At 36.5% G+C, this 26,634-nt stretch carries 27 protein-coding genes and 2 pseudogenes; 17 read left to right on the top strand and 12 right to left on the bottom strand.

Features of this window, described 5'->3' with window-relative positions; genetic code table 11:
- Positions 1–142: 142 nt before the first annotated feature.
- Positions 143–1,558 (top strand): amino acid permease, encoded by a 1,416-nt coding sequence (locus V7024_RS09110; RefSeq protein ID WP_335518585.1) that lies wholly within the window; start codon positions 143–145, stop codon positions 1,556–1,558.
- 61 nt (positions 1,559–1,619) lie between these two features.
- On the opposite strand, the gene V7024_RS09105 is transcribed toward V7024_RS09110, so the two are convergent.
- Complete coding sequence (locus V7024_RS09105; protein WP_335518582.1) at positions 1,620–2,288, bottom strand: DUF1232 domain-containing protein; 669 nt, start codon at positions 2,286–2,288, stop codon at positions 1,620–1,622.
- A gap of 127 nt (positions 2,289–2,415) precedes the next feature.
- On the opposite strand from V7024_RS09105, the gene ytaF reads away from it, so the two are divergent.
- Complete coding sequence (gene ytaF, locus V7024_RS09100) at positions 2,416–3,024, top strand: sporulation membrane protein YtaF (RefSeq protein WP_335518579.1); 609 nt, start codon at positions 2,416–2,418, stop codon at positions 3,022–3,024.
- Between the two features lie 246 nt (positions 3,025–3,270).
- Positions 3,271–3,429, top strand: a complete 159-nt coding sequence (locus V7024_RS09095; RefSeq protein ID WP_020061179.1) for a hypothetical protein — start codon at positions 3,271–3,273, stop codon at positions 3,427–3,429.
- 29 nt (positions 3,430–3,458) lie between these two features.
- On the opposite strand, the gene V7024_RS09090 is transcribed toward V7024_RS09095, so the two are convergent.
- Both V7024_RS09090 and glsA read right to left on the bottom strand, forming a co-directional pair.
- The gene (locus V7024_RS09090) at positions 3,459–3,800 is read right to left on the bottom strand and encodes a DUF3969 family protein (protein WP_035433471.1); all 342 of its coding nucleotides are present in this window, start codon (positions 3,798–3,800) and stop codon (positions 3,459–3,461) included.
- A 152-nt stretch (positions 3,801–3,952) separates the two neighbouring features.
- On the bottom strand, positions 3,953–4,882 hold the full coding sequence (gene glsA / locus V7024_RS09085; protein ID WP_335518575.1) for a glutaminase A: 930 nt from the start codon (positions 4,880–4,882) through the stop codon (positions 3,953–3,955).
- Positions 4,883–5,515: 633 nt separating this feature from the next.
- Here glsA and nagE point away from each other — a divergent pair.
- From nagE to V7024_RS09065, 4 genes and pseudogenes are all read left to right on the top strand, one after another.
- Positions 5,516–7,015 carry an N-acetylglucosamine-specific PTS transporter subunit IIBC gene (gene nagE, locus V7024_RS09080; RefSeq protein WP_335518572.1) on the top strand — a complete coding sequence of 500 codons (1,500 nt, stop codon included), beginning with the start codon at positions 5,516–5,518 and terminating at the stop codon, positions 7,013–7,015.
- 567 nt (positions 7,016–7,582) lie between these two features.
- Positions 7,583–7,952 (top strand): annotated as a pseudogene (locus V7024_RS09075) (VOC family protein).
- 382 nt (positions 7,953–8,334) lie between these two features.
- A complete protein-coding gene (locus V7024_RS09070; RefSeq protein ID WP_335518569.1) occupies positions 8,335–9,555 on the top strand; it encodes a serine hydrolase domain-containing protein in 1,221 nt (406 codons plus the stop codon).
- A gap of 185 nt (positions 9,556–9,740) precedes the next feature.
- A complete protein-coding gene (locus tag V7024_RS09065; RefSeq protein WP_335518567.1) occupies positions 9,741–10,559 on the top strand; it encodes a sugar ABC transporter ATP-binding protein in 819 nt (272 codons plus the stop codon).
- Positions 10,560–10,784: 225 nt separating this feature from the next.
- Here the strand turns inward: V7024_RS09065 and pyk are convergent.
- Positions 10,785–12,194: pseudogene (pyk, locus tag V7024_RS09060) on the bottom strand (pyruvate kinase); the annotation flags it as partial.
- A gap of 546 nt (positions 12,195–12,740) precedes the next feature.
- Between pyk and pflB the strand changes: the two are divergent.
- The 4 genes from pflB to V7024_RS09040 all read left to right on the top strand — a co-directional run bounded on the left by pflB (position 12,741) and on the right by V7024_RS09040 (position 17,359).
- On the top strand, positions 12,741–14,990 hold the full coding sequence (gene pflB, locus V7024_RS09055) for a formate C-acetyltransferase (protein WP_335518564.1): 2,250 nt from the start codon (positions 12,741–12,743) through the stop codon (positions 14,988–14,990).
- Positions 14,991–15,056: 66 nt separating this feature from the next.
- Complete coding sequence (pflA, locus tag V7024_RS09050) at positions 15,057–15,788, top strand: pyruvate formate-lyase-activating protein (RefSeq protein WP_335518561.1); 732 nt, start codon at positions 15,057–15,059, stop codon at positions 15,786–15,788.
- A 271-nt stretch (positions 15,789–16,059) separates the two neighbouring features.
- Positions 16,060–16,203 carry a hypothetical protein gene (locus tag V7024_RS09045; protein ID WP_335518557.1) on the top strand — a complete coding sequence of 48 codons (144 nt, stop codon included), beginning with the start codon at positions 16,060–16,062 and terminating at the stop codon, positions 16,201–16,203.
- Positions 16,196–17,359 (top strand): diglucosyl diacylglycerol synthase, encoded by a 1,164-nt coding sequence (locus V7024_RS09040; RefSeq protein WP_335518554.1) that lies wholly within the window; start codon positions 16,196–16,198, stop codon positions 17,357–17,359. Before V7024_RS09045 ends, V7024_RS09040 begins: the two co-directional genes overlap by 8 nt.
- 653 nt (positions 17,360–18,012) lie before the next feature.
- Here V7024_RS09040 and V7024_RS09035 read toward each other — a convergent pair.
- From V7024_RS09035 to V7024_RS09020, 4 genes are all read right to left on the bottom strand, one after another.
- Entirely contained in the window at positions 18,013–18,135 is a 123-nt protein-coding gene (locus tag V7024_RS09035; protein ID WP_335518551.1) for a YfhE family protein, read from the bottom strand.
- A gap of 67 nt (positions 18,136–18,202) precedes the next feature.
- Complete coding sequence (locus V7024_RS09030) at positions 18,203–18,760, bottom strand: GNAT family N-acetyltransferase (protein ID WP_335518548.1); 558 nt, start codon at positions 18,758–18,760, stop codon at positions 18,203–18,205.
- Positions 18,761–19,011: 251 nt separating this feature from the next.
- Positions 19,012–20,136, bottom strand: a complete 1,125-nt coding sequence (locus tag V7024_RS09025) for an amidohydrolase (RefSeq protein WP_335518545.1) — start codon at positions 20,134–20,136, stop codon at positions 19,012–19,014.
- A gap of 52 nt (positions 20,137–20,188) precedes the next feature.
- On the bottom strand, positions 20,189–21,091 hold the full coding sequence (locus V7024_RS09020; protein WP_335518542.1) for a TIGR01777 family oxidoreductase: 903 nt from the start codon (positions 21,089–21,091) through the stop codon (positions 20,189–20,191).
- Positions 21,092–21,171: 80 nt separating this feature from the next.
- Between V7024_RS09020 and recX the strand changes: the two genes are divergently transcribed.
- A complete protein-coding gene (gene recX, locus V7024_RS09015; protein ID WP_335518539.1) occupies positions 21,172–21,984 on the top strand; it encodes a recombination regulator RecX in 813 nt (270 codons plus the stop codon).
- Positions 21,985–21,992: 8 nt separating this feature from the next.
- The gene (locus tag V7024_RS09010; protein ID WP_335518535.1) at positions 21,993–22,313 is read left to right on the top strand and encodes a YfhH family protein; all 321 of its coding nucleotides are present in this window, start codon (positions 21,993–21,995) and stop codon (positions 22,311–22,313) included.
- A gap of 61 nt (positions 22,314–22,374) precedes the next feature.
- Here V7024_RS09010 and V7024_RS09005 read toward each other — a convergent pair whose 3' ends face one another.
- Both V7024_RS09005 and sspK read right to left on the bottom strand, forming a co-directional pair.
- Positions 22,375–22,527, bottom strand: coding sequence for a YpzG family protein (locus V7024_RS09005; RefSeq protein ID WP_098918432.1), 153 nt, complete (start codon positions 22,525–22,527; stop codon positions 22,375–22,377).
- A gap of 38 nt (positions 22,528–22,565) precedes the next feature.
- Positions 22,566–22,724 carry a small, acid-soluble spore protein K gene (gene sspK / locus V7024_RS09000; protein WP_090916964.1) on the bottom strand — a complete coding sequence of 53 codons (159 nt, stop codon included), beginning with the start codon at positions 22,722–22,724 and terminating at the stop codon, positions 22,566–22,568.
- Between the two features lie 272 nt (positions 22,725–22,996).
- Between sspK and V7024_RS08995 the strand changes: the two genes are divergently transcribed.
- Positions 22,997–23,263 carry a YfhJ family protein gene (locus V7024_RS08995; RefSeq protein ID WP_335518530.1) on the top strand — a complete coding sequence of 89 codons (267 nt, stop codon included), beginning with the start codon at positions 22,997–22,999 and terminating at the stop codon, positions 23,261–23,263.
- Positions 23,264–23,287: 24 nt separating this feature from the next.
- Here V7024_RS08995 and V7024_RS08990 read toward each other — a convergent pair whose 3' ends face one another.
- Positions 23,288–24,268 (bottom strand): metal-dependent hydrolase, encoded by a 981-nt coding sequence (locus V7024_RS08990; RefSeq protein WP_335518527.1) that lies wholly within the window; start codon positions 24,266–24,268, stop codon positions 23,288–23,290.
- A 146-nt stretch (positions 24,269–24,414) separates the two neighbouring features.
- Between V7024_RS08990 and mutY the strand changes: the two genes are divergently transcribed.
- The gene (mutY, locus tag V7024_RS08985; protein ID WP_335518524.1) at positions 24,415–25,509 is read left to right on the top strand and encodes an A/G-specific adenine glycosylase; all 1,095 of its coding nucleotides are present in this window, start codon (positions 24,415–24,417) and stop codon (positions 25,507–25,509) included.
- 12 nt (positions 25,510–25,521) lie between these two features.
- Here mutY and V7024_RS08980 read toward each other — a convergent pair whose 3' ends face one another.
- Entirely contained in the window at positions 25,522–25,746 is a 225-nt protein-coding gene (locus V7024_RS08980) for a hypothetical protein (RefSeq protein WP_335518520.1), read from the bottom strand.
- Between the two features lie 121 nt (positions 25,747–25,867).
- On the opposite strand from V7024_RS08980, the gene V7024_RS08975 reads away from it, so the two are divergent.
- Positions 25,868–26,158 carry a gamma-type small acid-soluble spore protein gene (locus V7024_RS08975; RefSeq protein ID WP_335518614.1) on the top strand — a complete coding sequence of 97 codons (291 nt, stop codon included), beginning with the start codon at positions 25,868–25,870 and terminating at the stop codon, positions 26,156–26,158.
- A 153-nt stretch (positions 26,159–26,311) separates the two neighbouring features.
- A complete protein-coding gene (locus tag V7024_RS08970) occupies positions 26,312–26,572 on the top strand; it encodes a YgaB family protein (RefSeq protein WP_335518517.1) in 261 nt (86 codons plus the stop codon).
- Positions 26,573–26,634: the final 62 nt, after the last annotated feature.

The raw sequence follows: 26,634 nt of genomic DNA, 5'->3' as shown, positions 1-26,634 counted from the left end.
TGATAGGAATTTCCTTGGATTGGGGGATTTTCTTTTGAAAAATCTCCCTCTTGTTACAAGTCGGTAGTAATAATGAGAATGCACTTTATTCTTTTTATATTATTTTTAAAGCGTTTACATTTTTTTGCCTAGGGGGGTTCATATGGAAAAGCAAAACCAGGAGTTAAAGCGAGAGCTAAAAAGTCGACACATATTTATGATTGCACTTGGAGGGGTTATTGGTACAGGGCTTTTCTTAGGATCTGGCTATACAATTCATGAAGCCGGACCAGGCGGTGCGCTTGTCGCGTATCTTGTTGGGGGCTTTGTTATGTATTTAACGATGCTTTGCCTTGGCGAATTAGCAGTTGCCATGCCGAATGCAGGATCTTATCAAATGTATGCTACAAAGAATATTTCGCCTGCGGTAGGTTATGTAGTCGGCTGGATGTCATGGCTAAACTGGGCTGTTACGATAGGGATTGAGCTAATCGCAGTGAGCATTTTAATGAAACGCTGGTTTCCGCATGCTCCATCTTGGATTTGGTGCGTTGCTTTTGCAGTACTTCTTTTTGCTATTAATGCATTATCATCACGGAGTTTTGCAGAGGTTGAGTTTTGGTTTGCGGGTATTAAAGTCATTACGATTATTGCGTTTATTATTTTAGGCGGTGCAGCGATGTTTGGTTTTTTACATATGAAAGGAAATGAAGCAGCACCGATGCTTTCAAACTTTACGGATCACGGGGGACTGTTCCCAAATGGACTGAAAGCGATTCTAGTTACAATGATTGCCGTTAACTTCTCCTTTCAGGGAACTGAAATTGTTGGGATTGCGGCTGGAGAGAGTGAAAATCCGGAGAAAACAGTTCCGAAGGCAATTAATAACACGGTTTGGCGTATATTCGTTTTCTTTATCCTTTCCATGTTTATACTCGCTGGCTTATTCCCATGGCAACAAGCAGGATTAGTGGAAAGCCCGTTTGTAGTTGTATTTGATAAAATTGGGATTCCATATGCCGCAGATATTATGAACTTCGTTATTATTACAGCGGTGTTATCAGTAGCAAATTCTGGCTTATATGCAACTTCACGTATGCTGTGGTCTATGTCGAGCCAAGGGTTGATTAGTCCGATTTTTGGGAAGTTATCTAAAAAGGGTGTTCCTATTTATGCATTAATCGCAAGTACGATTGTTGGTTGTTTGTCATTATTATGTGGTATATATGCAGAGGATACAGTTTATTTATGGCTTCTTTCCATTGCAGGATTCGGTGCAATACTAGTTTGGGCATCGATTGCTTTATCAAACCTTTTAGGTAGAAGAAAGTATGTAAAACAAGGCGGAGATATTAAGGATTTGAAATTTAAAACGCCGTTATATCCGCTTGTGCCTCTTCTTTCTTTCGTATTAAATATGATCGTAATTGTGAGCATGGCCTTTATTCCAGATCAACGGATGGCATTGTATTGCGGCATTCCGTTTATGTTAGTATGCTTACTGTTTTATCATTTTTCTAAGAATAAAAAAGCGAAACAGGTTGAAGAAACGAATGCAAAAGAAGTACACAGCCTATAATCAAAACAAAGAAAATCGGGGCATGTTGCGCCGATTTTCTTTGTTATTTGTGTGGAATGAGTCATTCTTCTTTCTCCGATTTGTTTTTCATCGCAATTAATTTTTCCTTTGCTAGTTCTACTGCAATTGCATCATCTAAGTATCCAATAGGAAATATGTAATCTGGAATAATATCTGTTGATAAAACGAAATAGAGCAAGGCACTTCCGATAATTCCTCGTTCTTGCGGTGTAATCGTTTCTTTGCAAAATTGATGATACATATCTGTAAGTTGATCAATGAAAGGACCTGTGCTATCCAGTTGTTGCAATTTTGTTGAGAATCCTTCGTGAATAAGACGGGTGCCTTCTGTTGTTTTCGCATAGCGTTCGTAATTTTCAAGCTCTTGTTTTACACGAGTTGTTGTGTACTTGTAATCGAATACGTTAGAGGATTGTAATGTGTTTTGAATGGCATCAATTGATGTATACATTTCAGTCTGGGGTTCAGTAGTTTGGTGAGGCTGTTTGGCGTACGTTGCATCATATAAGAACTGTATAGGAATTTGGAGACATTCCGCAAACTTTTGAAGATGCTTTTTCTTCGCTTGTTGCTTGCCGTTAATAATTCGTGAAATGGTGGAAGGATCAATATCAGTTAGCACTCCAAACTGCCGCATCGATAATGCACGCTCTTGTAACAATTCTTTTAATACCGTACCGAGCTGATGATTTATATTTTGAGTAGACATAGGTTTAGGCGCTCCTTTTTGTTTCTGGAATGTTGATATTTTATTAAAAGTATATGAAACAGACAGGCACAATTGCTCAATATTTGCATACGATGCAATAAAAAGTGCAATAAAGGAGTGCTTATTGATGTATATAACAAGTTTGCTTCCCATTCTTTTTATTGGGATTGCTTCAAATTTAGATAATGCGGGTGTAGGCGTTGCTTATGGAATTCGGAAGATTCATATCTCATGGTTCAACAATTTTATCATAGCTTTCTTCGGTTTTTTCTTTACACTTTTGGCAGGTTTTTTCGGGAATTGGCTTTCCTTGTTTATTTCAAGTGCTGCCGCTAGTACGATAGGCGCTCTCGTACTTGGAAGTATTGGCGTATTGGTATTATGTCAGCCGCTGCTTAGTAAAGAGGAAGGAGAAAGAAAGCAAAGTAATGTGCTGATGCGTATTTTACGTAATCCAGAAGCAGCTGATTTTGATGAGTCTAAAACAATTGGCTTTACAGAAGCAATTGTACTTGGCGTTGCATTATCCATTAATAACATTGCAGGTGGTTTTGATGCAGGTGTGACAAATTTGAATTTGTGGATAACGGCTATAATTTCAGGTTGTTTTAGCTTCTTATGTGTTAGGTTCTGTTCGTATATCGGCAAAAAATACTTAGCGCTATATCTAGGGAAATGGGCAACTGTCATTGCTGGAGCTTTGCTTATTATAATTGCAGTTAATCAACTTTTGTGAAAGCTATATGGAAAAGATGACATAAAACCCGTTTTTTTAGGGGAGGCGAGAGCATCTGGCCATGCATAGAAGCGGTCATGTTGTATTTTGCATAGCAGCAAGTATAGAGTAAAGCGGTTCTACTGCTCGTTAAGTAACGAATAAAACAATTTTCTACCATTTCCTCGGAAATACAACAAACCATTGCATATGTCGACGACCTTTTATTTATACTAACATAGACTTTAGGTAAAGGAAGGTGTTAGTATGGGACGCGGTAAATCCTTTGATCATAAGAAAAAAGGACATGATCATCAACCTCCAAAAGGTGCGTATATTCATAAGGATGTAAATGAACATACGTTAGAAGAGGAAGAATTACCAGTAAATATTGAAACGTATAAAAATAGTTTGAAAAAACATTAAAAAGCACCTGAAAAGGTGCTTTTTTCTACTTACCGAATATCTTCAAATAATTGTTCCGTTTCTTCATACATTTCATAGTCGCTTAGTACTTGAATACAGCGCCATTTTAACTCTTCAATATTTTGTTCTAAATCTTCCGGGATTAAATTTTGGATGTCTTCTAATTCGATGCCAAAATGGACAATTTCTAATACTTTATCATCAATACTGCGGTCCATTAACAATTCCAGTACGTCTAGATTAAATATGTATCGATAGGCTTCATCAAGGGAAACAACTTTTAATTTTAAACTTTCAACGATGCTTAATACAAAAAGAAGGATGGTCTTCTCGAGAACTGCCTGATCTTCTGTTTGAAGGATGAGTTTCATGAGCACCTCCATTTTCCTCTGCTACTTGCGGTCGATAAAACGTCCGTAAGAGCAAGTTTCCTATTATAAAACACTAGGCTGTACTATATTATTCGGAGGTGTATGGTGAATATGCACAATTATATTGAAAAAAGCGTCGTTTCAGACGCTTTTTAGAAAATACTCCAACTTTCTTGTTCAGAAAGTAATTCTAATATTTTAAATCCAGCAAGGCTATTTCCGTTTGCATCTAGTGCAGGACCGAAAATACCAATACCCATTTCACCTTTTACACATCCTAAAATCCCGCCAGCTACACCACTTTTCGCTGGGATCCCAACGCGAATTGCAAATTCCCCAGATTCGTTGTACATACCACATGTCACCATAAATGTTTTACAAATTTTCGTAATGTGTTTCGGGATAATTTGCTTCTTATAATATGGATCGTAACCGTCCATTGCAAAAATGAGTCCAATACGAGCTAAGTCGATGCAACTTACTTCGATTGCGCATTGGCGTGTGTATAGGTCCATTAACTCTTCGATATCCCCATCAATGATGTTGTTTTGCTTCATATAGTAACAAAGAGAACGATTTAAATAAGCCGTTTCTAATTCAGAGATGGCCACCTTAGAAGAGTAGTTAATGGAAGGATTAGCTGTAATCTCACGAACAAAGTGGAGGATACGTTCCATTTTCTCTTCATTAGAATTTCCTACAATCATACTTGTAATCGCTAATGCCCCGGCATTAATCATTGGATTTAATGGTTTAGATGGGCTTGTTGTCTCTAGCTTAATAATAGAATTAAAAGGATCACCAGTTGGTTCCATGCCAACTTTAGAAAATACATATTCTTCACCGCAATCTAAAAGTGCGAGTGCAAGTGTAATTACTTTTGAAATACTTTGAAGTGTAAAGAGTGTCTGGGATTTTCCAGCGTGAACGTAATGGCCGTCTATATGATAAATTGCAATTCCTAAATCATCAGGATTTGCGTTTCCTAACTCAGGAATATACGTTGCAAGCTTTCCTTGTTTCGTATAGGGCTGAACTTGATCTAATAATTGTTGTAAGTTGTTAGTCTCGATACACTGCATAATAAAACACCCCTAGTTGTATTAGTCATTAAATTTAACTTGCCCGACAAGCCGTGGAAATAAATAATAACATGAAATAGAGGAATGATAAAATGAAACTGCTATTCATTTACATTTATATATAAATGTAAATTGAAAAAACAACATAAAACCCCCTTTTTTAGGGGAGGGCGAGAGCACCTGGCCATGCATAGAAGCGGTCAGTGCCTTTTCCTGCCACGTGCGAGGTGTGAAACAAAAGGAGGAAGCGAGAGCAGGTTATGTTGTATTTAGCATAGCCGCGATTTGTATGTTGAAAAATTAAATATAAAACCCCTTTTTGAGGTGGGCGAGAGCGTCTGACCATGCGTAGGAGCGGTCAGTGCCTTTTTCTGCCACGCTCGAAATTTAAAACAAAAGGAGACAACAAGAGCAGGTTATGTTGTTTTCTGCATAACTATAATTTAGATGTCGAAAAGTCAAAATGGATTTATATAGATTACATAAGGAAAATAAATTTACAAAAAAAAAATTGAGTATAATAACTACACATCTATACAACTATATGTTATTATGTTTTTGTAATAGAAAGCGTTTTCTGAAATATATTTACTATTGGTAACGATTTCATAATTTTGGATAGGGGGAATTCGGATGTTGCAGTTTTTACAACGTATTGGTAAAGCGTTAATGCTCCCAATTGCAGTGCTACCAGCGGCAGGTCTATTGCTTCGCTTAGGGCAGCCTGACGTATTTAATATTCCTGTTATGGCGCAAGCCGGTGCAGCAATTTTTGATAATTTAGCACTTATTTTTGCAATTGGTGTTGCAGTTGGTTTGGCTGTTGATGGCAGCGGTGCCGCAGGTCTTGCAGGTGCGATTGGTTATCTTGTTTTGAAAAATACGACTGATACTTTAAGTAAAGGATATTCAGCGGTAGAGTTAAACGATAAATTGAAAAGTGTTCAAGATTTAATGGGTTCTGTAGATCCATCTAAAGTCGCAGATACGTTAGGGAAGATTTCAAAAGCGGCAACGTTAGCACCTAAAATTAATATGGCCATTTTAGGCGGTATTATTGCTGGTATCGTTGCGGGATTATTATATAACAAATTCTATAAAATTAAATTACCAGAATGGTTAGGATTCTTTGCTGGTAAACGTTTCGTTCCTATCATTACATCTGTAGTGATGCTTCTGTTAGGTTTAGTATTTGGACAAATTTGGCCAACAATTCAAAGCGGTATCGATGCGGTAGCACATGGTATCGTTAACTTAGGAGCAATTGGTGCAGGGCTTTTCGGTTTATTAAACCGTTTATTAATTCCAATTGGTTTACACCATGTAATGAATACGTACTTCTGGTTTGTATTTGGTGAGTTTACAAACTCAGCAGGGGCCGTTGTAAATGGCGACATTGCTCGTTTCTTTGCAGGAGATCCAAGTGCGGGTATGTTTATGACAGGTTTCTTCCCAATCATGATGTTTGGTTTACCAGCAGCATGTTTTGCGATGATTGCAGCAGCAAAGCCAGAAAAGCGTAAAGCAGTTACAGGTATGTTAATTGGTCTTGCCTTAACTTCATTTTTAACTGGTATTACAGAACCAATTGAATTCTCATTCATGTTCTTATCACCAGTATTATATGGAATTCATGCTGTATTAACAGGTCTTTCTTTATTTATAACAACAAAGCTCGGCATTCACGATGGTTTCTCATTTAGTGCTGGGGCGATTGACTACGGTATTAACTTCGGTATCGCGACAAAACCAGTATTATTAGCAGGTGTCGGCTTAGTTTACGCAGCAATTTATTTCTTCGTATTCTATTTCTTAATTAAGAAATTAAACTTAAAAACGCCTGGTCGTGAAGATGATGATGAGTTATTAGAAGAAGGAACAATTCCAGCAGGGGAAGCTGGTTCCATCGGTGAAACATATGTCGCAGCGTTAGGCGGAAAAGAAAATTTAGCTGTTATTGACAACTGTGCCACTCGTCTTCGCCTGCAAGTAAAAGATGCAAGCTTAATAAACGAACAAGCATTAAAACGTGCCGGTGCAAAAGGTGTTATGAAATTAAGTGATACAAGTATACAAGTTATCGTTGGAACAAACGTTGAGTCTGTTGCTGATGATATGAAGAAGCATGTGTAAGGAATATGAAAACCCTTATTGATAAAAATTAACGGTTTTACTTTAGAGGCGCAAACGGTTATAAAACAAGCAAATGCGTATTAGAAATCATATATGATTTCTAATACGCATTTTTGTTATAATATTAATGTTTATATGAAATTCCCTCTTCATTTAACAAGCTAATTCGCATAAGAAAACGCACAATTGTATCGTGAAGATATGCTTTTCACAAACAGGGATGTAGGAACGAGGACTTCACTCCCTTTGATCATCTTGCGCACCTACTATAACTTTTGTTTGACAATGAAAACCAAGGGAAAAGAAAAATTAACTCCTGCTTAACAATTAGAATTAACTAACAAACAATTTACAATCAAGTAAAGACGTCTTTTCATTAAGAAAATAAGGATTCTTATGATAAGTATCATATAAATATAAGAAATACTTATCAAATATTATAATAAATGTATATTATACTTATTGTATTTGTGATGTAAAATAAAAGAGCGGTTGAAAAATATTCCTAAAAATATTTATTATAGGAGAAAACGTTCTTAAATTTCGATTCATAATGGGGGAGATTATATGATTCTTGGTTTACATCACGCACAGATTACCATTCCAAAAGGCGCTGAAAAAGAGGGGGAAAGATTTTTACTGCGGAATTCTCGGTTTATCTGAGACAGAAAAGCCCGAATCACTAAAGGGGCGCGGAGGATTTTGGTTAAAAGTCGGAGATAGAGATGTACATATAGGTACAGAAGATGGTTTTGACCGTTCGAAAACAAAAGCTCATTTAGCTTATCAAGTCGATGATATCTCACACTGGAGAAATGTGTGAGAAAAAAACAACATTCAAATCCTTGAAGGAGTACCAATACCAGGTTTTGAACGTTTTGAGTTCAGAGACCCATTCGGAAACAGAGTGGAAATGATTCAAGCAATTTCTAAATAAAATTAAAATGACAAAGAGCTTAGGGAATTCCCTAAGCTCTTCGTGTGTGATTTATAATAAGAAACGGTATGTTTTTTATCATTTTGCATCCTAAAAGTAAATCCGTTAGATAAAGTGAAATTTCCGTCAGTGGAGGTTTTCTCCATCCCCCACTGACGGTTAGCCCGCCCAATTGGGCTTTTACGGACAGTTATCTCCCACCTATCTTCTTTGTTCTCTCTGAATCTTGAGGTGGGGGTCTTACTGCCCGTTAATGCGGGATAAAAATGAGGTTTTTTTTCATTACAAATATAACGGCTATCTTGCATTTTTGGTGTTCTTTTTTATTTTTTTGTGCATGGCATTGGTAAAATACTGGTTGCGTGATAAAGTAAGATGTGAAATGAGCAACTATGTGAAAAGGCAGGTTTTTATCGTTATGAAATCTCGCAGACCGATTGTATATATCAAACGCACGATTATTCTCAGTCTGTTGTTTGCCCTTGTATATTGGGGATATACGAAAGTTACTTCCCATGATAAAGAAAAGGCAACGTTACAAGCAGTAAAAGAAGAAAAAAGAGAAGTGAAAAAAGAAGTAAAGAAAGAAGAAGTAAAGAAAGAAGTTGTAGAGAAACCAAAAGAAGAAGTGGTAGCTGAACAACCTCCGCAAGAAATCAATAATAATGCCCAGTTAGATGAGTATATGAAAAGTAAAAACTTTAGCGGCACAGCGGTTGTTGTAAAAGATGGAAAGGTTCTTTTGAACAAAGGATATGGACTTGCCAATCAAGAAAAAAATGTTGCTAATAATTCAGAGACATCCTACTATATTGGTTCCATTACAAAAGCTTTTGTTGCAACTTCTATTATGCAATTGAAAGAACAAAATAAGTTAAACATAGAAGATACTGTCGCAAAATATATTCCTGATTTTCCAAGAGGTGGAGAAATTAAATTAGTACACCTTCTTACGCATACGTCAGGGATTCCAGAGTACAGCGAAGGATCAGAGAATATCACACATGAGGAATTAATTAAAAGAATAGGAAAGCAAAAATTGGCATTCCCGCCCGGATCAAAATGGAAATACTCGGATTCCAATTATTCCGTGCTTGCGTATATTGCTGAGAAAGTGAGTGGACAATCCCTTCAAGATTATATTCAAAAGAACATCTTTGAAGTAGTCGGTATGAAACGCTCAGGATTTGGTGATCAATTTCAACAAGGAAAATATCCATCTACTGGTTATAAAATTGTAGATAATAAAATGACAACACCAGCTTTACCAAGTATGTCGCAATTATTTGGCTGTGGTGATATATACACAACTGCATATGATTTATATTTATTTGATCAAGCTTTATTTACTGGAAAGCTTATTTCAATTGATAGTTATCATCAAATGTTTACAGCAGTTAAAAAGGATTATGGTTTTGGTTGGTATGTGGACCCTGGCAGTTACTCGAATCATGGTGTTATGCCAGGATGGAATTGTTTAAATAGTTTTAGTAAAGATGGAAATACGTATGTTGTGTTATTATCAAATATTCAAAATAACATTAAATCGTTTGGCGTTGTAAGTAATGATATTTATACGATGGTACGGCATGTAGAAGGTTAGAAAGCTATCTTACGAGATAGCTTTTTTTATATTTTTAGGTGGAAATCTATGGGCATAAAAATCCTCTTCTTTTGAGGGAGGTGCGAGCAGGTCATGTTGAAAAATCAAGGTGGCTGTATACATTTGGAAAAAAGTGCGCGGAAATGAGATAATAATAAAAATATGTAAAAATAAGGAGATGAAAAATGGGAATCCATGAGCATCATGCCCGGAATGGAAAAAGGTTATTTCTTGTTGCTATTTTTATATTTTTAATTGCTATTATAGCGTTTATCCTTGATTATACTCGAACGCCGCATTTCCAGTGGAACAAAGAGACGATGCCTTTTATTAGCATGATTATAACGGCCTGTCTGCTTATGATTTATAGTTTTGTAGAAAGAGAGAGGGCGAAGAAAATTGGCGCAACAATTTGTATCGAAGGGACCGCATCGTTGTTGCATCACCATCGATTCGTTGTACGAAGAGAGGCATCTTTCGTAACCACTGTTACATACTTTTCGATGGATGGAAATACAATGGCTATTTTAAAAGAAGAATATGAAACAAACCTACAAAGACTATGGAAGATTTTCATATCGTTTTTTTTGAACGCATTGATTGAAAAACGCTTTGTTTTATATAACGAACTGGGTGAAGCGATGCTGATTGTAAAACAAAAAGCAGGCATGTCCTTTTCCTATACGTTTTATGACTTGGCAGGGAATAAGATTGGTGGATTGAAACAAATCTTAAGCTTAAAAAAATTGAAGTGGCTCTTACTGTCTGAGCATGATGAAGAAATTGGTGAAATTACCGGGGATTTGTATGCGAATATCCAAAAAGGACAATGGAATGATGGTAGTTCTATTGAAGTAAAAGAAGATGCAATTCCAGTAGAAGCGATTGAATATTTTTCGGCAAGCGGTGGCTCGCTTGTTAATTTATTAGTGGTGGAACATGCGGAGTATGAGAAAGCTTTATATTATGCCGTAGCTGCAATACTGACATTGAAAAATAGTTAGACATAGTAAAGTGAAGGCAGATAGGGATATAAATCCATTTTAATTTTTCGACATAGAAATCAAGGCTATGCACAACACAACGTGATCTACTCTCGCTTTCTCCCTTTGTTTTAAACTTCGCATGTGGCAGGAAAGGGCACTGATCGCTTCTATACGCGGCCAGATGCTTTCGTCCTCCCTAAAAAGAAGAGGGGTTTATTAGTTTATATAAGTCCTTCTTTACTTCATGACCTCAATTTTCAACAGATTTGTTGTGCCACGTTCATTAACAGGAACGCCTGCTGTTACGATAATGATATCTTGCGAAGAGACAAGTTGTTGTTCTTTAGCATTACTTATTGCTTGTTCAATTACTTCATCTGTCGTTTGTTTTGGGGTGGTGAAAAATGGGTGTACGCCCCATACGAGTGCAAGTTGCTGCATAACATATTGTTCAGATGTTGTTGCGATAATCGGTGTGCGTGGACGGTATTTGGAAATCATTTGTGCTGTATAACCGCTTTTCGTTGGTGTTAAAATTGCCTTTGCTTGTAAAGAATAAGCGGCTTGGACAGCAGCAGCGCCAATTGTTTCTGTTATTTGTTTGTAGTCATTGTGAAGTGATTGCGTTTGGTTTTGGAATAAAGAAGATTCTTCTACTTGCAGAGCAATTTTATCCATCATTTGTACGGCTTCTACTGGATATTCACCGGCAGCTGTCTCTCCTGAAAGCATAATCGCATCTGTGCCATCAAAGATAGCGTTTGCTACATCGGATGCTTCCGCTCTTGTTGGTCTTGGATTTCTTTGCATAGAATCAAGCATTTGTGTTGCTGTAATAACGGGTTTTCCGAGTAGGTTACAAGTGTGAATCAACTCTTTTTGAATGATTGGTACATATTCTGCTGGGATTTCAATCCCCATATCACCGCGTGCAACCATAATCCCATCCACAACTTCTACGATTTCTTTTATATTATCAATTCCTTCTTGGTTTTCAATTTTTGCGATGATACGAATATGCGAGGCGTTATGCGCTGCTAATATATCGCGTACTTCTAAAATATCCGCAGCTTTACGTACAAAAGAGACTGCGATGTAATCAACCTGTTGCTGTATGCCAAACAGAATGTCTTGTTTATCTTTTTCAGTAATACCTGGCAAGCGGATTTTTACATTTGGTACGTTTACACCTTTATGATCTTTAATGATTCCGCCGTGTATAACTTTCGTTTGTAATTCACCATTATCTTTTGTTGTTACTTCTAGCTCTAATAAGCCATCATCGAGTAATAGATGAGATCCTACTTCTACATCGTCATATAGGCCTTCATAAGTGACAGAAAAACGTTTAGATGTTCCGAGCACTTTTTTCATGGAAACAGTAACTGTTTCTCCTTCAAGTAGCTTTGCTTCTCCCCCCTCAAATTCATCTGTACGAATTTTTGGTCCTTTAATATCTTGTAAGAGCGCAATGTTCTTTTTGGAGGCCGCTGCAGCTTTTCGGATTGTATTGATACGTACTTGATGTTCTTCGTGCGTTCCATGAGAGAAATTTAACCGAGCTACATTCATTCCAGACTCTAGTAAAGAAAGCAATGTTTCGTATTGGTCACTTGCAGGTCCAATCGTGCAAACAATTTTTGTTTTTCGCATATCAAATTCCTCCTTATAGAAGTTTCACTATATTATGTTGCACTTGTATGTGTACTTCATGTATACGTATGTAATTTGTTTTAGTTAATGTTAAAAGTGTTGTTTTCGGATATCTTGATAAGTTTGAAGAGGTTGTCATATGTAATAGAAGAACTTGATGTTCGAGGTATTTTTTATGATAGAGGACGTGAGCGAGAAACAGAATGAAAAAAGTTGTACCGAAACAGGTGAAACTTTTTTCATTCTGTTTCAAAAATACTATAACAGAACAAAAATGAAGAGTATTACAGTTTGCAATAGGTATGACCCTTGTATTACAGGGAATGATTCCTTTATTGGAATTCAAAACAATAAAATTACTAAAAGAGGGTTAATTTAACAATGTTTGTAGCAGTGTTTCCACTACGTCGATAGTAGTTTGTGTAAATATTCACAAACATGTCACAACTTAAACGTTCACTTTTTCAAAAAAGTAGTATTCTAAATACGTAAGCTGTTATATAAAAAATCTAAGTCCTGTACTAATCAAAAATGGAGGAGATTAGGATGACTGAAGTATTAGAAAATGTAAAAAATGCATGGGAAAACTTTAAAGGTGAAAAGTGGAAAGCAGAGATTGATGTCCGCGACTTCATTTTAAATAATGTAAACGTTTACCAGGAGGATGATTCCTTCTTAGCTGGAGCAACAGAAGCGACGAAACAACTTTGGGATCAAGTAATGGATTTAACGAAACAAGAACGTGACAATGGCGGAGTTCTTGACATGGATACGAAAATTGTTTCTTCTATTACATCACATGACCCAGGATATTTAAATAAAGATATTGAAAAAGTAGTTGGTTTCCAAACTGACAAGCCATTTAAGCGTTCATTACAACCATTCGGTGGTATTCGTATGGCAGAGCTAGCTTGTGAGTCTTATGGATATGAAATGGACAAAGAACTAAGCCGTATTTTCAGAGACTGGCGTAAAACGCATAACCAAGGCGTATTCGATGCTTATACTCCTGAAATGAGAGCAGCTCGTAAATCTGGCGTTATTACAGGTCTTCCAGATGCATATGGACGTGGTCGTATTATTGGTGACTATCGCCGCGTTGCATTATACGGTGTAGATCGTTTAATCGAAGCGAAAAAAGCAGATTTGAATTTAACTGGTGGTGTAATGAGCGAAGAGACAATGCGTTTACGCGAAGAGTTATCTGAGCAAATTCGTTCCCTTCAAGAATTAAAACAAATGGCAGCGTCTCACGGTTTTGATATTTCTAAACCAGCAACAAATGCACAAGAAGCATTCCAATGGTTATATTTTGCTTATCTTGCAGCAATTAAAGAACAAAATGGTGCAGCAATGAGTCTTGGCCGTACATCTACTTTCTTAGATATCTTTATCGAAAGAGATTTAGTAAACGGTACATTAACAGAAGAAGCAGCACAAGAAATTGTGGATCACTTCATTATGAAATTACGTCTTGTGAAATTTGCAAGAACACCTGATTATAATGAATTATTCTCTGGTGATCCAACTTGGGTAACAGAATCTATCGGTGGTATTTCACTTGATGGTCGTCCATTAGTAACGAAAAACTCATTCCGTTTCTTGCATACATTAGACAACCTAGGACCAGCTCCAGAACCAAACTTAACAGTTCTTTGGTCTAAACAATTACCGCAGGGCTTTAAAAACTACTGTGCAAAAATGTCTATTAAAACATCTGCAATTCAATATGAAAATGATGACATTATGCGCCCAGAGTACGGTGATGATTACGGTATTGCTTGTTGTGTATCTGCAATGAGAATTGGTAAGCAAATGCAGTTCTTCGGAGCTCGTGCAAACTTAGCTAAGACACTATTATATGCAATTAATGGCGGTAAAGATGAAAAATCAAAAGAACAAATTGCACCTGAATTTGCACCGATTACTTCTGAAGTGTTAGATTATGAAGAAGTAATGCGTAAATTTGATGTGACAATGGAATGGCTAGCAGGTTTATATTTAAATACATTAAATGTAATTCATTATATGCATGATAAATATAGCTATGAACGCATTGAAATGGCGCTTCATGATACAGAGATTCTTCGTACAATGGCAACAGGCATTGCCGGATTATCTGTAGTAGCTGACTCTTTAAGTGCAATTAAATATGCGAAAGTAAAACCAATCCGTGATGAAAATGGTATCGCAGTTGACTTTGAAATTGAAGGGGATTTCCCTAAATACGGTAACAATGATGATCGTGTAGATGAAATTGCAGTTAATCTTGTAAAAACATTTATGAACAAACTTCGTAAACATAAAACATACCGTAATTCTGTTCATACAATGTCAATCTTAACAATTACATCTAACGTTGTATACGGTAAGAAAACTGGTAATACTCCAGATGGTCGTCGTACTGGAGAACCATTTGCACCAGGTGCAAACCCAATGCACGGTCGTGATACAAAAGGTGCACTAGCATCATTATTATCTGTTGCGAAATTACCATATGAAGATGCACAAGATGGTATTTCTAATACATTCTCAATCATTCCAAAAGCACTTGGTAAAGAAGATGAGGTACAAGTTAAAAACTTAGTATCTATGCTTGATGGATATGCAGTAAAAGAAGGACATCACTTAAATATTAATGTATTTAACCGTGAAACATTAATGGATGCAATGGAACATCCTGAAAAATATCCACAATTAACAATTCGTGTATCTGGTTATGCGGTTAACTTCATTAAATTAACTCGTGAACAACAAATTGACGTTATTAACCGTACAATGCACGAAAGCATGTAAGGAAAAAGTTTCCCTCTGTTTTTCATAAAGACAGAGGGGGGCTGTTTTAATAGAGGAGGAAGTAACATGGTAAAAGGAAGAATTCATTCTGTTGAGTCTTGTGGTACTGTTGACGGTCCAGGAATCCGTTATGTTATATTTACGCAAGGGTGTTTACTACGTTGTCAATATTGTCATAATGCGGATACGTGGGAGATCGGTAAAGGGAAAGAAATAACAGTTGAAGAAGTGATGCAGGATGTTACATGTTACCTTCCTTTTATGGAAGCTTCTGACGGTGGTATTACAGTAAGTGGCGGGGAGCCACTACTACAGTTAGACTTTTTGACTGAGTTGTTTAAGAAATGTAAAGAGGTCGGCATTCATACGACAATTGATTCTTCAGGAGGGTGCTATTCTGAAGATGAAGAATTCCAAAGAAAACTAGATATTTTGATGGAATATACAGATTTGGTATTACTTGACTTAAAACATATTGATTCAAAAAAACATCGTAAATTAACAGGCAAACCGAACGAACATATTTTACAATTTGCTCGTTATTTATCAGATAAAAAGAAATCAATTTGGGTGCGTCATGTACTTGTACCTGGAGTTACTGATAGTACAGAGGACTTAGAAAAGCTCGGAGCCTTTATTCAAAGTCTTGATAATGTACAAAAGGTAGAAGTTTTGCCGTATCATAAGTTAGGGGTCTATAAATGGGAGGCACTAGGTCATAAATATCCTCTTGAAGGAGTAGAGCCTCCAACGGAAGAATGCATTCAAAAAGCAAAGAATATTTTAGCAGCAGTCTAATCCAATTGTGGATTAGGCTTTTTGCTTTCTTTCGATAAATAGTAGAGCAAATATAAGGAAAAGAGTATACTTATATTATATAATGACTATTTTTGTAAAGAAATGATATGGATAAATTTACAAAAATGTAAAGGGAAAACGAAACAATAAAAAGAATTAAGAAATAGTGTAGTGCGTATCATGAAGTATAGATGCCAAGTTATTGCGAAAGCAGTTATGGGAAAGTATAATGTTAAGATATGAGCAGATGGGATTAAGGGGTCAATAACATATGCTTTGTATATCCACGACAGGTACATATCCAGCGGAAATTCGTTGGAGTTCAAACTTGCAAAATTATAAGGAAATTGTTTTTTATATTGTACATATGCAATATAAAGGACCGAAAAAGCTAGGAGTGGATTTGTTTGATTAAAAACCCCAAGGTTTTAATATTAACAGCACATTACGGTAACGGTCATGTACAAGTGGCAAAAACATTAGAACAAACATTTCGTCAAAGAGGACTTAAGGATGTAATTGTATGCGATCTTTTTAGTGAATCACATCCTGTCATAACAGACATTACAAAATATTTATATTTAAAAAGTTATACAATTGGGAAAGAGCTATACCGCTTATTTTATTATGGTGTTGAAAAAATTTACGATAAAAAAATCGCATCATGGTATGCCAACTTTGGGCGAAAACGTTTAAAAGCGATATTACAAGCTGAAAAACCCGATATTGTTATTAATACATTTCCAATCATTGCGGTGCCAGAGTTAAAAAAACAAACAGGTATTTCTATTCCTGTTTATAATGTACTTACTGATTTTTGCTTGCATAAAATATGGATCCACGGAGAAGTGGATCGTTATTTTGTTGCAACAGATTATGTAAAGAACATTATGATAGAAGTAGGGGTACCTGCTGAGCAAATTGTAGAAACAGGGATTCCGATTCGGAAAAACTTTGAAGCATCTGTTAATGTAGAAGCCCTGTATGATAAGTATAATTTGTCACGAGACAAAAAGACTTTACTTATTGTGGCAGGGGCACATGGAGTGTTAGGAAGTGTAAAAGAGTTATGTCAGTCCTTTCTATCAGTTCCTAATCTGCAGATAGCCGTAGTTTGTGGGAAAAATAAAGCATTGCAGGAGGGTTTGCTACAACTACAAGAAAGCAACCCAGATGCATTAAAAGTATTCGGTTATGTAGAGAATATTGATGAGCTGTTCCGTATTACCTCTTGTATGATTACGAAACCAGGAGGAATTACATTAAGTGAAGCAGCAGCTTTGCAAGTACCTGTCATTTTATATAAACCAGTACCAGGACAAGAAAATGAAAATGCGAAGTATTTTGAAAAACAAGGTGCAGCGGTTGTTATTCGTGAAGATCATGAAATCTTTCCGAAAACGAAAGAATTATTGCAAGATGATATGAAGTTATTGCAAATGAAAGAAGCGATGAAACGCATTTATCGTCCGGAACCAGCGTTTCATATAGTGGATTCTATTTTAGAGGAAAATCACGTGCGGGTGCATACACCGGTACGTTCACCAGCCCTTGTACAGTCTTTTACTTAATATAAGAGCCTCTTTTCTATCTGTAGAAGGAGGTTTTTTTCGTTATTTCGTTTATATAAATCCAAATTAAAAAACGACATAAAACCATTCTTTTTAGGTAGGCGAGAGTATTTGGCTATGCATAGAAGCGGTCAGGGCGTTTTTCTACCACATGCGAAGTAAAAACATAGAGAGAAAGCGAGTGCAACTTCCTTTTTTTCTGCATAGCAGCAATCTATATGTCGAAAAAATAAAATGAATTTATATAGATAGGAATGCGAAAAAAGGAAGAATAGAAATTATTTGGTTCATCACTGTAACATGGGAGTGATTTTTTGAAAATGAATCATTTTGAATACACGGAACGGAAAGCGTCCACTCGGAGTGGAGTGTACATCTATATGTCTCCCGTTTTTTGATAATAAAATTGTTTGCAGAATGATAATTTATCCACAAAAGAATCCGCTTTCAATATACAGTAAACTTAAAATGTTAACAAAACTACCCACAATATCCACAAGTTTTAGTAAAAGTATCCACAAATCAAACAAACTCACTGTGGTTAAATTCCTCTTTTATAGGAAAGATATTCGAATTTATACACATTTTTAGTTTTTTGTGGATAAAGTTTTCCACAAAAAAACTACCTCTTCTGAACAAGAGGTAGCTGTATGTTAATAAATTCCTTTTGGTTTATATCCAGCTGCACGATCTGCTCTTCTAAATTCACGTTGATAGAGAACTTCTTGTGTGCTAGATAATTTACTTTTCGTTTTTTCACGTCTTTTCTTATCCATTCCAGTTCACCTCATGTCATAAAGTCATTACCTATCGTTACCAATGACAGAGGGAGATATACATAGATTACGCTTCTTTTAAATGGTGAGCGTCTTGGAATGTTGCTTCGCGCATTGTGTGTAGTGTGTATTGATCTTTTGGAATTTCATATAAGTTATATACTTCATCGTTTGCGTTAATTTGATCGTATACACATTTACGAGTTTCATTTGCTAGATTGACGTATGGTAGTTTTTCGGCAGCTTTAATAGAACGAGTATTTAATTTGCGAATTCGCATGAAAATAGTCTCAATATCTAATTCGTAGAAAAGCTCACTAAAGAAAGCATCTTTTGCTGGTTTATTATAACCTTTTCCATGATAGGGTTTACCGAGCCAAGTGCCAAGAAAACCTGCTTTTTCTTGGATGTCGAATAAAGTTATTGTTCCGATTGGATTTCCCCATTCATCAACAATTGCGCGCGAAATTAATTCTCCACGTTCTTCCGCTTCAATTGTTTGTTTTGTTAAAAACAAAAATTCGTCATAAGAAGACGCCTTCTGACGCACAAAGGGGAAGACATCAGGGTGAATCATCAAATCATATAGAACGTGGCTGTCATGTAGGTCACGTTTTTTTAACATACTATCTCCTCCTAAAAAGAGGGCAGCATGACGAAAAAAAAACATCCCACCCTCGAAATTTTTATATAGAACTTTAAAAAATTTCGGGGTGGGAATCGAACCCACTAGAACCAGTCTATAATGCTGGTGGCGCACCATTTGCCTTCCCCATTCATCAATTTGAAATTACTAGGCACGACACAAATTGATCATGGTTTCATTCAGTTTATAATCGTATAATACTTCATCTAGTCAAAAAAATAAACTAGTTTTTATGAATTTTTTGTATAGATAATTTTTCCATCTATCATCGTTAATACAGGCTTGGCTAAATAGTGAAAAGGGTGATGAGTCCATAGGACAAGGTCAGCGTCTTTTTTCGTCTCTATGCTACCAATTTTCTTTTCTAGCCGTAAATTGCGAGCGGGTAGAATTGTAATTCCTTCTAGAGCTTTATGTTCATCTAATCCTTCTCGAACGGCGATAGCCGCACAAACATTTAAATATTGAATGGGTGTATAGGGGTGGTCTGTCGTAATAGAAACTTCAAGCCCATGAGTAGATAAAGTATGATATGTTTGCCAAGATTTGTTTTTAATTTCAATTTTTGAACGGCGCGTTAATGTTGGTCCGACAGATACTTTTAAATCGTGGCCTGCTAATTTATCAGCAATAAGATGGCCTTCTGTACAGTGTTCAATACGTAAGTCGAGATTAAATTCCTTAGCGAAGCGAAGAGCAGATAAAATATCATCTGCACGATGAGCGTGGGCACGTATAGGAATTTCGCGGCGGAGCGCTTGCAAAATAGGAATCATTCGAAAATCGGTATCATTTCCATAGTGCTTTGCTTCATAAAATGCTTCTCGAAGCATTCCCATAATTCCCATACGGGTAATAGATTCTTTGTTTCCGTTGCTATGCATTCGTTTTGGATTTTCTCCAAATGCAATTTTTAAACCAGCGGGTTCTTGAATGACCATATGATCAATACTATTTCCTGCCGTTTTGATGACGCATGTTGTTCCGCCGATTACATTTTGACTTCCAGGCATAACATGCACAGTTGTAATACCACTTTGCAGGGCATCTTGAAAAGCCACATCAAAAGGATGAATGCCGTCTAGAGAACGAATATGAGGTGTTAATACCTCCGCTGTTTCATTTGCGTCATTTCCAGCCCAACCAGTTCCTTCGTCATATAAACCAAGGTGCGTATGCACATCGATAAAGCCTGGAAGTAGATGAAGGCCGCGTGCATCAATAACGCTCATATCCTTGCTAGCCTCAATAAATTGTTCTAACGCAATGATTTTGTTGTTTTCTACTAATACATCACCTTGCAATTTAGGAGATGTAATAGGATAAACAGTTGCTTGCTTAAATAATGTTTTCATAAGAACCTCTTTAGTTTTCCTGCAAGTTTTTTCTAGCGGAATTTAGAAATTGTTAGTGCAATACAATATTTTGAAGCGCATGTTCTAGAGTAGCATAAGAATGTGTATATCCATGTTGTATTGCCTTTTGAGGTAATACTTTTTGTCCTTCTAAAACAAGGATACTCTTTTCACCGAGAAGGGTTTTAAGCGCAAACTCAGGTACTGGTAACCAATGTGGGCGATGCAGCACTTTTGCGATTGTGCTTCCAAATTCCGTCATTGTTACAGGATGAGGAGCTGTAATATTGAATGCACCGCTTATTTCTTTTGTATGAATCGCAAAATCGATCATTTGAACAACATCTTCAAGGTGAATCCAAGAAAGCAATTGGTTTCCTGAACCGATTGTTCCCCCAATAAAGAGTTGATAGGGAAGTAACATTTTCGGTAATGCTCCTCCATCTTTTCCAAGAACAATACCGAAGCGCGTATAAATTGTACGAATACCAAGATCAGCTGCTTTACTCGCTTCTTCTTCCCATAATTGTACAGTAGTGGCTAAAAAATCATTCCCTTTCTTAGAATGATCTTCTGTAAATGTGTCTGTCTCTGATGTACCGTAATAGCCAATCGCACTTGCATTTATAAACGTGCTTGGGGATTGGTGTAAAGTTTGTAGTTGTTTAATTAAGCCTTTTGTTGTGTTTAAACGACTATTTATAATTTTTTCTTTCTGTTGTTTCGTCCAGCGACCATTATTAATAGATTCTCCGGCAAGATTAATAACGATATCAACGGAAGAAAGCGGGAATTCTGAAGCGTCAGCATCCCAATGTATATACCGTATATTTGCAGGGGAATGATTTTCTCTTACTTGACGTGTCAGGATGTACACGGTATGTCCGTTGCTTGCTAAATATAAAGTGAGTGCTTTTCCAATAAAACCAGTTCCTCCAGCAATAGCAATTTCCAAGAGAAATCCCTCCTTATTATGTATATTCAAGAAACTCAAATTTGTTTCATATATGTTAAAATGATATTGAGGTGAATTTTATGGCTGTCATTACAAAAATAGAAGTACAAAAACGAACGAAAGAAAGATTTAATATTTACATTGATAAAGGTCATGGAGAAGAATATGGCTTTAGTGTTGATCAAGTGACCTTAATAAAACATGGGCTTCAAAAAGGTTTGGAATTTGATGATGTTGAATTAGCAAACGTTTTATATGATGAAGAAATACAAAAAGCATATTTATATGCAATTACTTATTTATCGCATCAAATGAGAACGAAGCAAGAAGTAGAAGAGCAATTACGGAAAAAAGAAATTGGACAAGCCATCATCTCTGAAGTTATTTCAAAACTATTACGTGATCGTTATATTAATGATAAAGAGTACGCAATTGCCTATGTGCGTACGCATAGCAATGTGAACCCAAAAGGGCCAATTGTCATTAGACGTGAACTGTTAAGTAAAGGGATTTCGGATGTAATGATTACCCATAGTTTACAGGAGTATCCCGAGGAGAAGCAAATTGAAAATGCTCTCGTACTTATAGAAAAAAAGAAAAAGTCTTATCAAAAACATTCTTTTCTACAAATGAAACAAAAATTAGAAGAGATGTTAGTGCGGAAAGGATATGGGCGGGATATCATCCAAATTTGTTTAGAGGAATTAAAAGATGAAAAGGATGATAAACAGCAAGAAGAAGCCCTTATATATCACGGGAATAAGTATCATGAAAAATATAAGAAATATGATGGTTGGACGTATAAAAATAAGATGAAGCAAGCGTTATATCGAAAGGGTTTTTCGATTGATGAAATAGAAGGATTTATTGAAATGAAACGTGAAGAGGGATGAGGGAAAATATGAGAAACATGCCAAAGCGCTATAGCGAGATGACACCACATGAGTTGCGAGAAGAAATAGGCGTTTTAAAAGAACAAGTAGTAAAAGCAGAACAACTTGGCATTGTAAATGAATTTGATGTTTTAATGAGAAAAATTGCGATGGCACGTGCTTATATGACAGATATTAATGAGTTTCAGGTTGGTGAAACATATGAACTTGTAGAAGAGCCAGGGGCATCGTTTACCATTACGTATTTTAATGGGGTATTTGCTTGGGGACATAAACAAAATGAAACAGAGGAAATTGGTATTCCTATTTCATTATTGCAAAAGAAATGAAAACCAGAGAGCCTTGGCTGCTCTGGTTTTCACTTTTCGTAGTTGTTAAAGAGATAGGCAGTTAAATTTGACGTTTTCTCATCTCATTTGCCAAAATAATGAGAGACTGCGTTTGCTGCGTTTGTCCATTCACTTGTGCTTTCGCGTGTTTTGGACGAGCCCACGTGGGGTTGAATGACTCAGAACGACGGTCTAAATGATTGCGGTAGCTCATTTTATCACCTCGTATAAGAAGTTATTGATAAACAGTTGTTATGCTTCTTCTTGATTAGCGGCACGCATTCGCTCTTGCGGATGCGTATTAATAGTGCCGTTAGGTCGTTTCGAAGCAAAGCGAGCTTTTGCTTGTGTAGGACCGTTGATTTTGCTGTTGTTTTTGGATTCAGACCAAATTTCAGATTGTTTGCCCAAGAGGAACTCCCCCTCGCTACAAATTGATACAAAAAGTATCACTTATAGATTGTGCAATGTGAGAGAAAATATACAAATTAAAAAACGACCTAAAACCCCTTTCTTTTAGGTTGGCGAGAGCACCTGGCCGTGCATAGAAGCGGTCAGTGCCTTTTTCTGCCACTTGCCATATTTTAAACAAAGGGAGGAAGCAAGTAGCAGTTATATTGTATTTTGCATAGCCGTGATTTACATGTTGAAAAAATGAATGAATTGATTAAAGGAGATATAACATGAACGATATTTTTGAAAAATTAACGAAAGAACTTCTTGAAAAAAATGCTTCTCTTTCTTATTCTCAAGCGCGTACTTGGGTTGAGTTGTTATGGGAGGATTTTGGTGCGACATATGCAAAAGTAGGAACGTATCAAGGGAGTGAAATGACAGAGAAAATCGTACGCACGTGGATTAACAACCAAGGGGCACGTTTGCATGAAATTCAAACGAGTAATCCAAAGTATAGTCATTTAATTAACAAAGACGATCATGTTAAACATTAAAAAACGACCAATTTTGGTCGTTTTTTAATGCGGAAGTAATTCTAATTTTTTGCGCAGTTTTTCTTCGCTGAAAATCCATCCTGTGTAGGAACTCATAATATCAAAATCTTTATTCAGCTGAACAATTGCGACAAATGGATAATAATCTTTGCTGCGATAGCGCAAATCAATAAATCGAACTTCATAATAATCGTTGTATTCAAAAATATCCCAGCGATAGACAGGAGAAAACGATAAGAACGCTGAAATGTTTTCATCTTTTTGAGCGGCACGAATGACATCGTTATCAGGTAATGGAATGCGCTCGAATTTATCATGAACCATAATACTACCGCGATGCCAACGGGCAACGTAATAATGGTCTTTTGTCACAATGGCTAAGTGATAATGATAAAAGCGGTATGACGGTGAAATGATGACTTGTTCAACGTCACGAAATCGTTTCTTTACGACACCTTTTACATTTTGGCGCATCATAATTCGGCCAATATAATACATGGTCATTAAAATATAAGCAGCTACTCCGGCATAACCTTTATTTGCACCGACAAGCATACAGGCAATCGCTAATGTATGAATGAAGAAAATCACTGCATCAAATGTATTAATAACACCTAGTGCCACCCATTTCTTAGTGAAAGGCCGCAGTGCTTGTGTACCGTATGCGTTGAAAATATCAACGAAAACATGAAGAAACACAGCAATAAATGACCATAGAAGAAGGTGGAGATAGGGAGGACTTTGAAATACTGCAAAAGTAATCCCGCTAACAAGAAATGACCAAAGAATAACAGCCGGGATCGAATGAGTAATCCCGCGGTGATTTCGAATATATTTTGCATTGTTTCTTAATTTTAAAACTGTATCAATATCAGGGATATTGGAACCGACAATTGTTGCAAACATTACAGCTTGGGGTCCGAAGTCACTTTGACTGAGCGCTGGATCTAGCGTGGCTAAGCTTCCTAATGTAACGCCCATAACAAGATGAGTGGCTGTATCCATGAAAACCACCTCCGTTTTTTATTAATGTAACTCTTTTTATTCTATATCACAAGGCATTTGCCTTTTATTTCTTACGTCATCTTACTTAAATTTTCTCCTAAATTCTTTATAATAGTACGTATATGCAAAAATGAGGGGGATCAAGTTTGAAACTTGAGATATTAGATGAATTTAACATAGAAAAATTTCAACATGATTTAATCAGTTGGTTTGAAACAGAGCAGCGTGATTTACCATGGCGCATTAATAAAGACCCATATCGCGTTTGGGTTTCGGAAATTATGCTTCAGCAAACACGGGTTGAAGCTGTAAAACCATATTACGCAAACTTTATGGAAAAGTTCCCAACATTAGAAGCGTTAGCTGATGCAGAAGATGAAGAAGTGTTAAAAGCGTGGGAAGGCCTTGGTTATTATTCGAGAGCGCGTAACTTACATGCTGCCGTAAAAGAAGTAAAGGAACAATACGGCGGAAAAGTTCCTAATGATGTAAAAAAAATTGAAAAGTTAAAAGGTGTAGGGCCCTATACAAAAGGGGCGATTTTGAGTATTGCTTACGGAGTTCCAGAGCCGGCTGTTGATGGAAATGTGATGCGTGTATTATCACGTATTTTGTCAATTTGGGATGATATCGCCAAACCAAAAACACGTAAAGTATTTGAAGAGGTTGTGCGCCAAATCATCTCAAAAGAAAATCCATCTTATTTTAATCAAGGATTGATGGAACTCGGGGCACTGATTTGTGTTCCGAAAAATCCTGCTTGTTTGCTATGTCCTGTTCGGGAGCATTGCCGCGCATTTGCAGAAGGTGTACAAAAGGAATTACCAGTGAAAAGTAAAGCGAAGGCACCGAAAATGGTTCCAATAGTGGCTGGAGTATTGCGTACAGAAGATGGGAAATACGTGGTAAATAAAAGAGCGAGCACAGGCTTACTTGCTAACATGTGGGAATTTCCGAATGTAGAGATTGGAGAAGGGATTCGTAATCATAAACAGCAATTAACAGATTATATGAAAGAGAATTTTTCTCTTTCTGTTGCTATTGATGATTATGCGATGAATGTTCAGCATACATTTACGCATAGAACGTGGGATATCTTTGTATTTTATGGTACCGCGTTGCGACCAATTGTTGAAACTGATCATTTAAAAATAATCACTACCGAAGAATTTGAACAATTACTTATTTCGAAATCACATCGAACAATTTATGAAGAGTGCGTGAAAAGACTCCAGCCGTAGCGGCTGGAGCTCTTAATCATGAGGTATTTCTGTACTGTGCGTCCAATCAGCTTGTTGCCGCTGCAGGCCGCCTCGTGCTTCAATTTCTTTTATAATTTCTTTATAAATGGTTTGTCCTTCTACGTTTAAGTAGGGCATCATTTGTTGTAAAGAATGATGAAAATAAGCGAGCTCTTCTTGATTCCATTGATCTTTCGGAGTCATTGATAACTCTGTCATATCACGTCCAACATACATCGTGTAGCACCTCCATCATAATTAGTTTGAATGAACGGTTTTATCTGTATACGTAAAAAAAATTTTTTCTTTTCACGTTTTTAACGGATAGGTTCAGGTAAGGATGGTTACATTATTTGTTGTGGAGGTGAGAAAGATGAATCAAAAACAACAAGGTTTAGGTAAAACAACTTCTGGTGCTAGCATTCAAAGCGCAAAACAACAAAGCGCTAGCTATGGCACAGAATTTGCAACAGAAACAAATGTACAAGCAGTAAAACAACAAAACGCTCAAGCAGAAGCTAAGAAATCACAAACTTCTAGTGCTAGCGCTCAAAGTGCAAATGCTAGCTATGGTACAGAGTTTGCAACAGAAACAAATGTACAAGCAGTAAAACAACAAAACGCAAAATCAGCAGCAAAGAAATCTTAGTTCGAATCAATAAGAAAAAACACTCCTCTAATGTAAGGGGAGTGTTTTTCTTTGTGTAAGCCGACATAACTTCTAATAAGTCAACAAATATAGTCAAAGGAGACGAAGCGGTTTTATTCGAAAATATGTAATAGGATTTTTAGGAGGGATGGAATGAAACTGTTTGATGAATTGGTTGAAGAGCAATTGCGGACGATGGATGAATTATTAAAGTTACAAGTTCATTTAGAAAAATATCAACATCTTGAAATGAATCAGCAAGATGCGAAAGAACTTCATTTTATTCGTCAAGAAATTCAAAGAACAGAAAAAGCATTAAAAGATTTACAATTGAAATTTGAGCAACAAACAGCTGCGGTCATTCATTCTTTTGAAAATGAGAAGATGCTTTCAAGCGAAGAGACGATTTCATGAATCGGCTCTTTTGTTTTAAAATTTCGACAGAACCGTTATAATAAAAAGAAAAGTGAATTCGG

The sequence above is a fragment of the Bacillus sp. JJ864 genome (genome assembly GCF_036963045.1).
Classification (GTDB): Bacteria; Bacillota; Bacilli; order Bacillales; family Bacillaceae_G; genus Bacillus_A; species Bacillus_A pseudomycoides_C.
The sequence above is the reverse complement of the archived record's forward strand: the minus strand, read 5'-3'. Positions and strand labels throughout refer to the sequence as shown.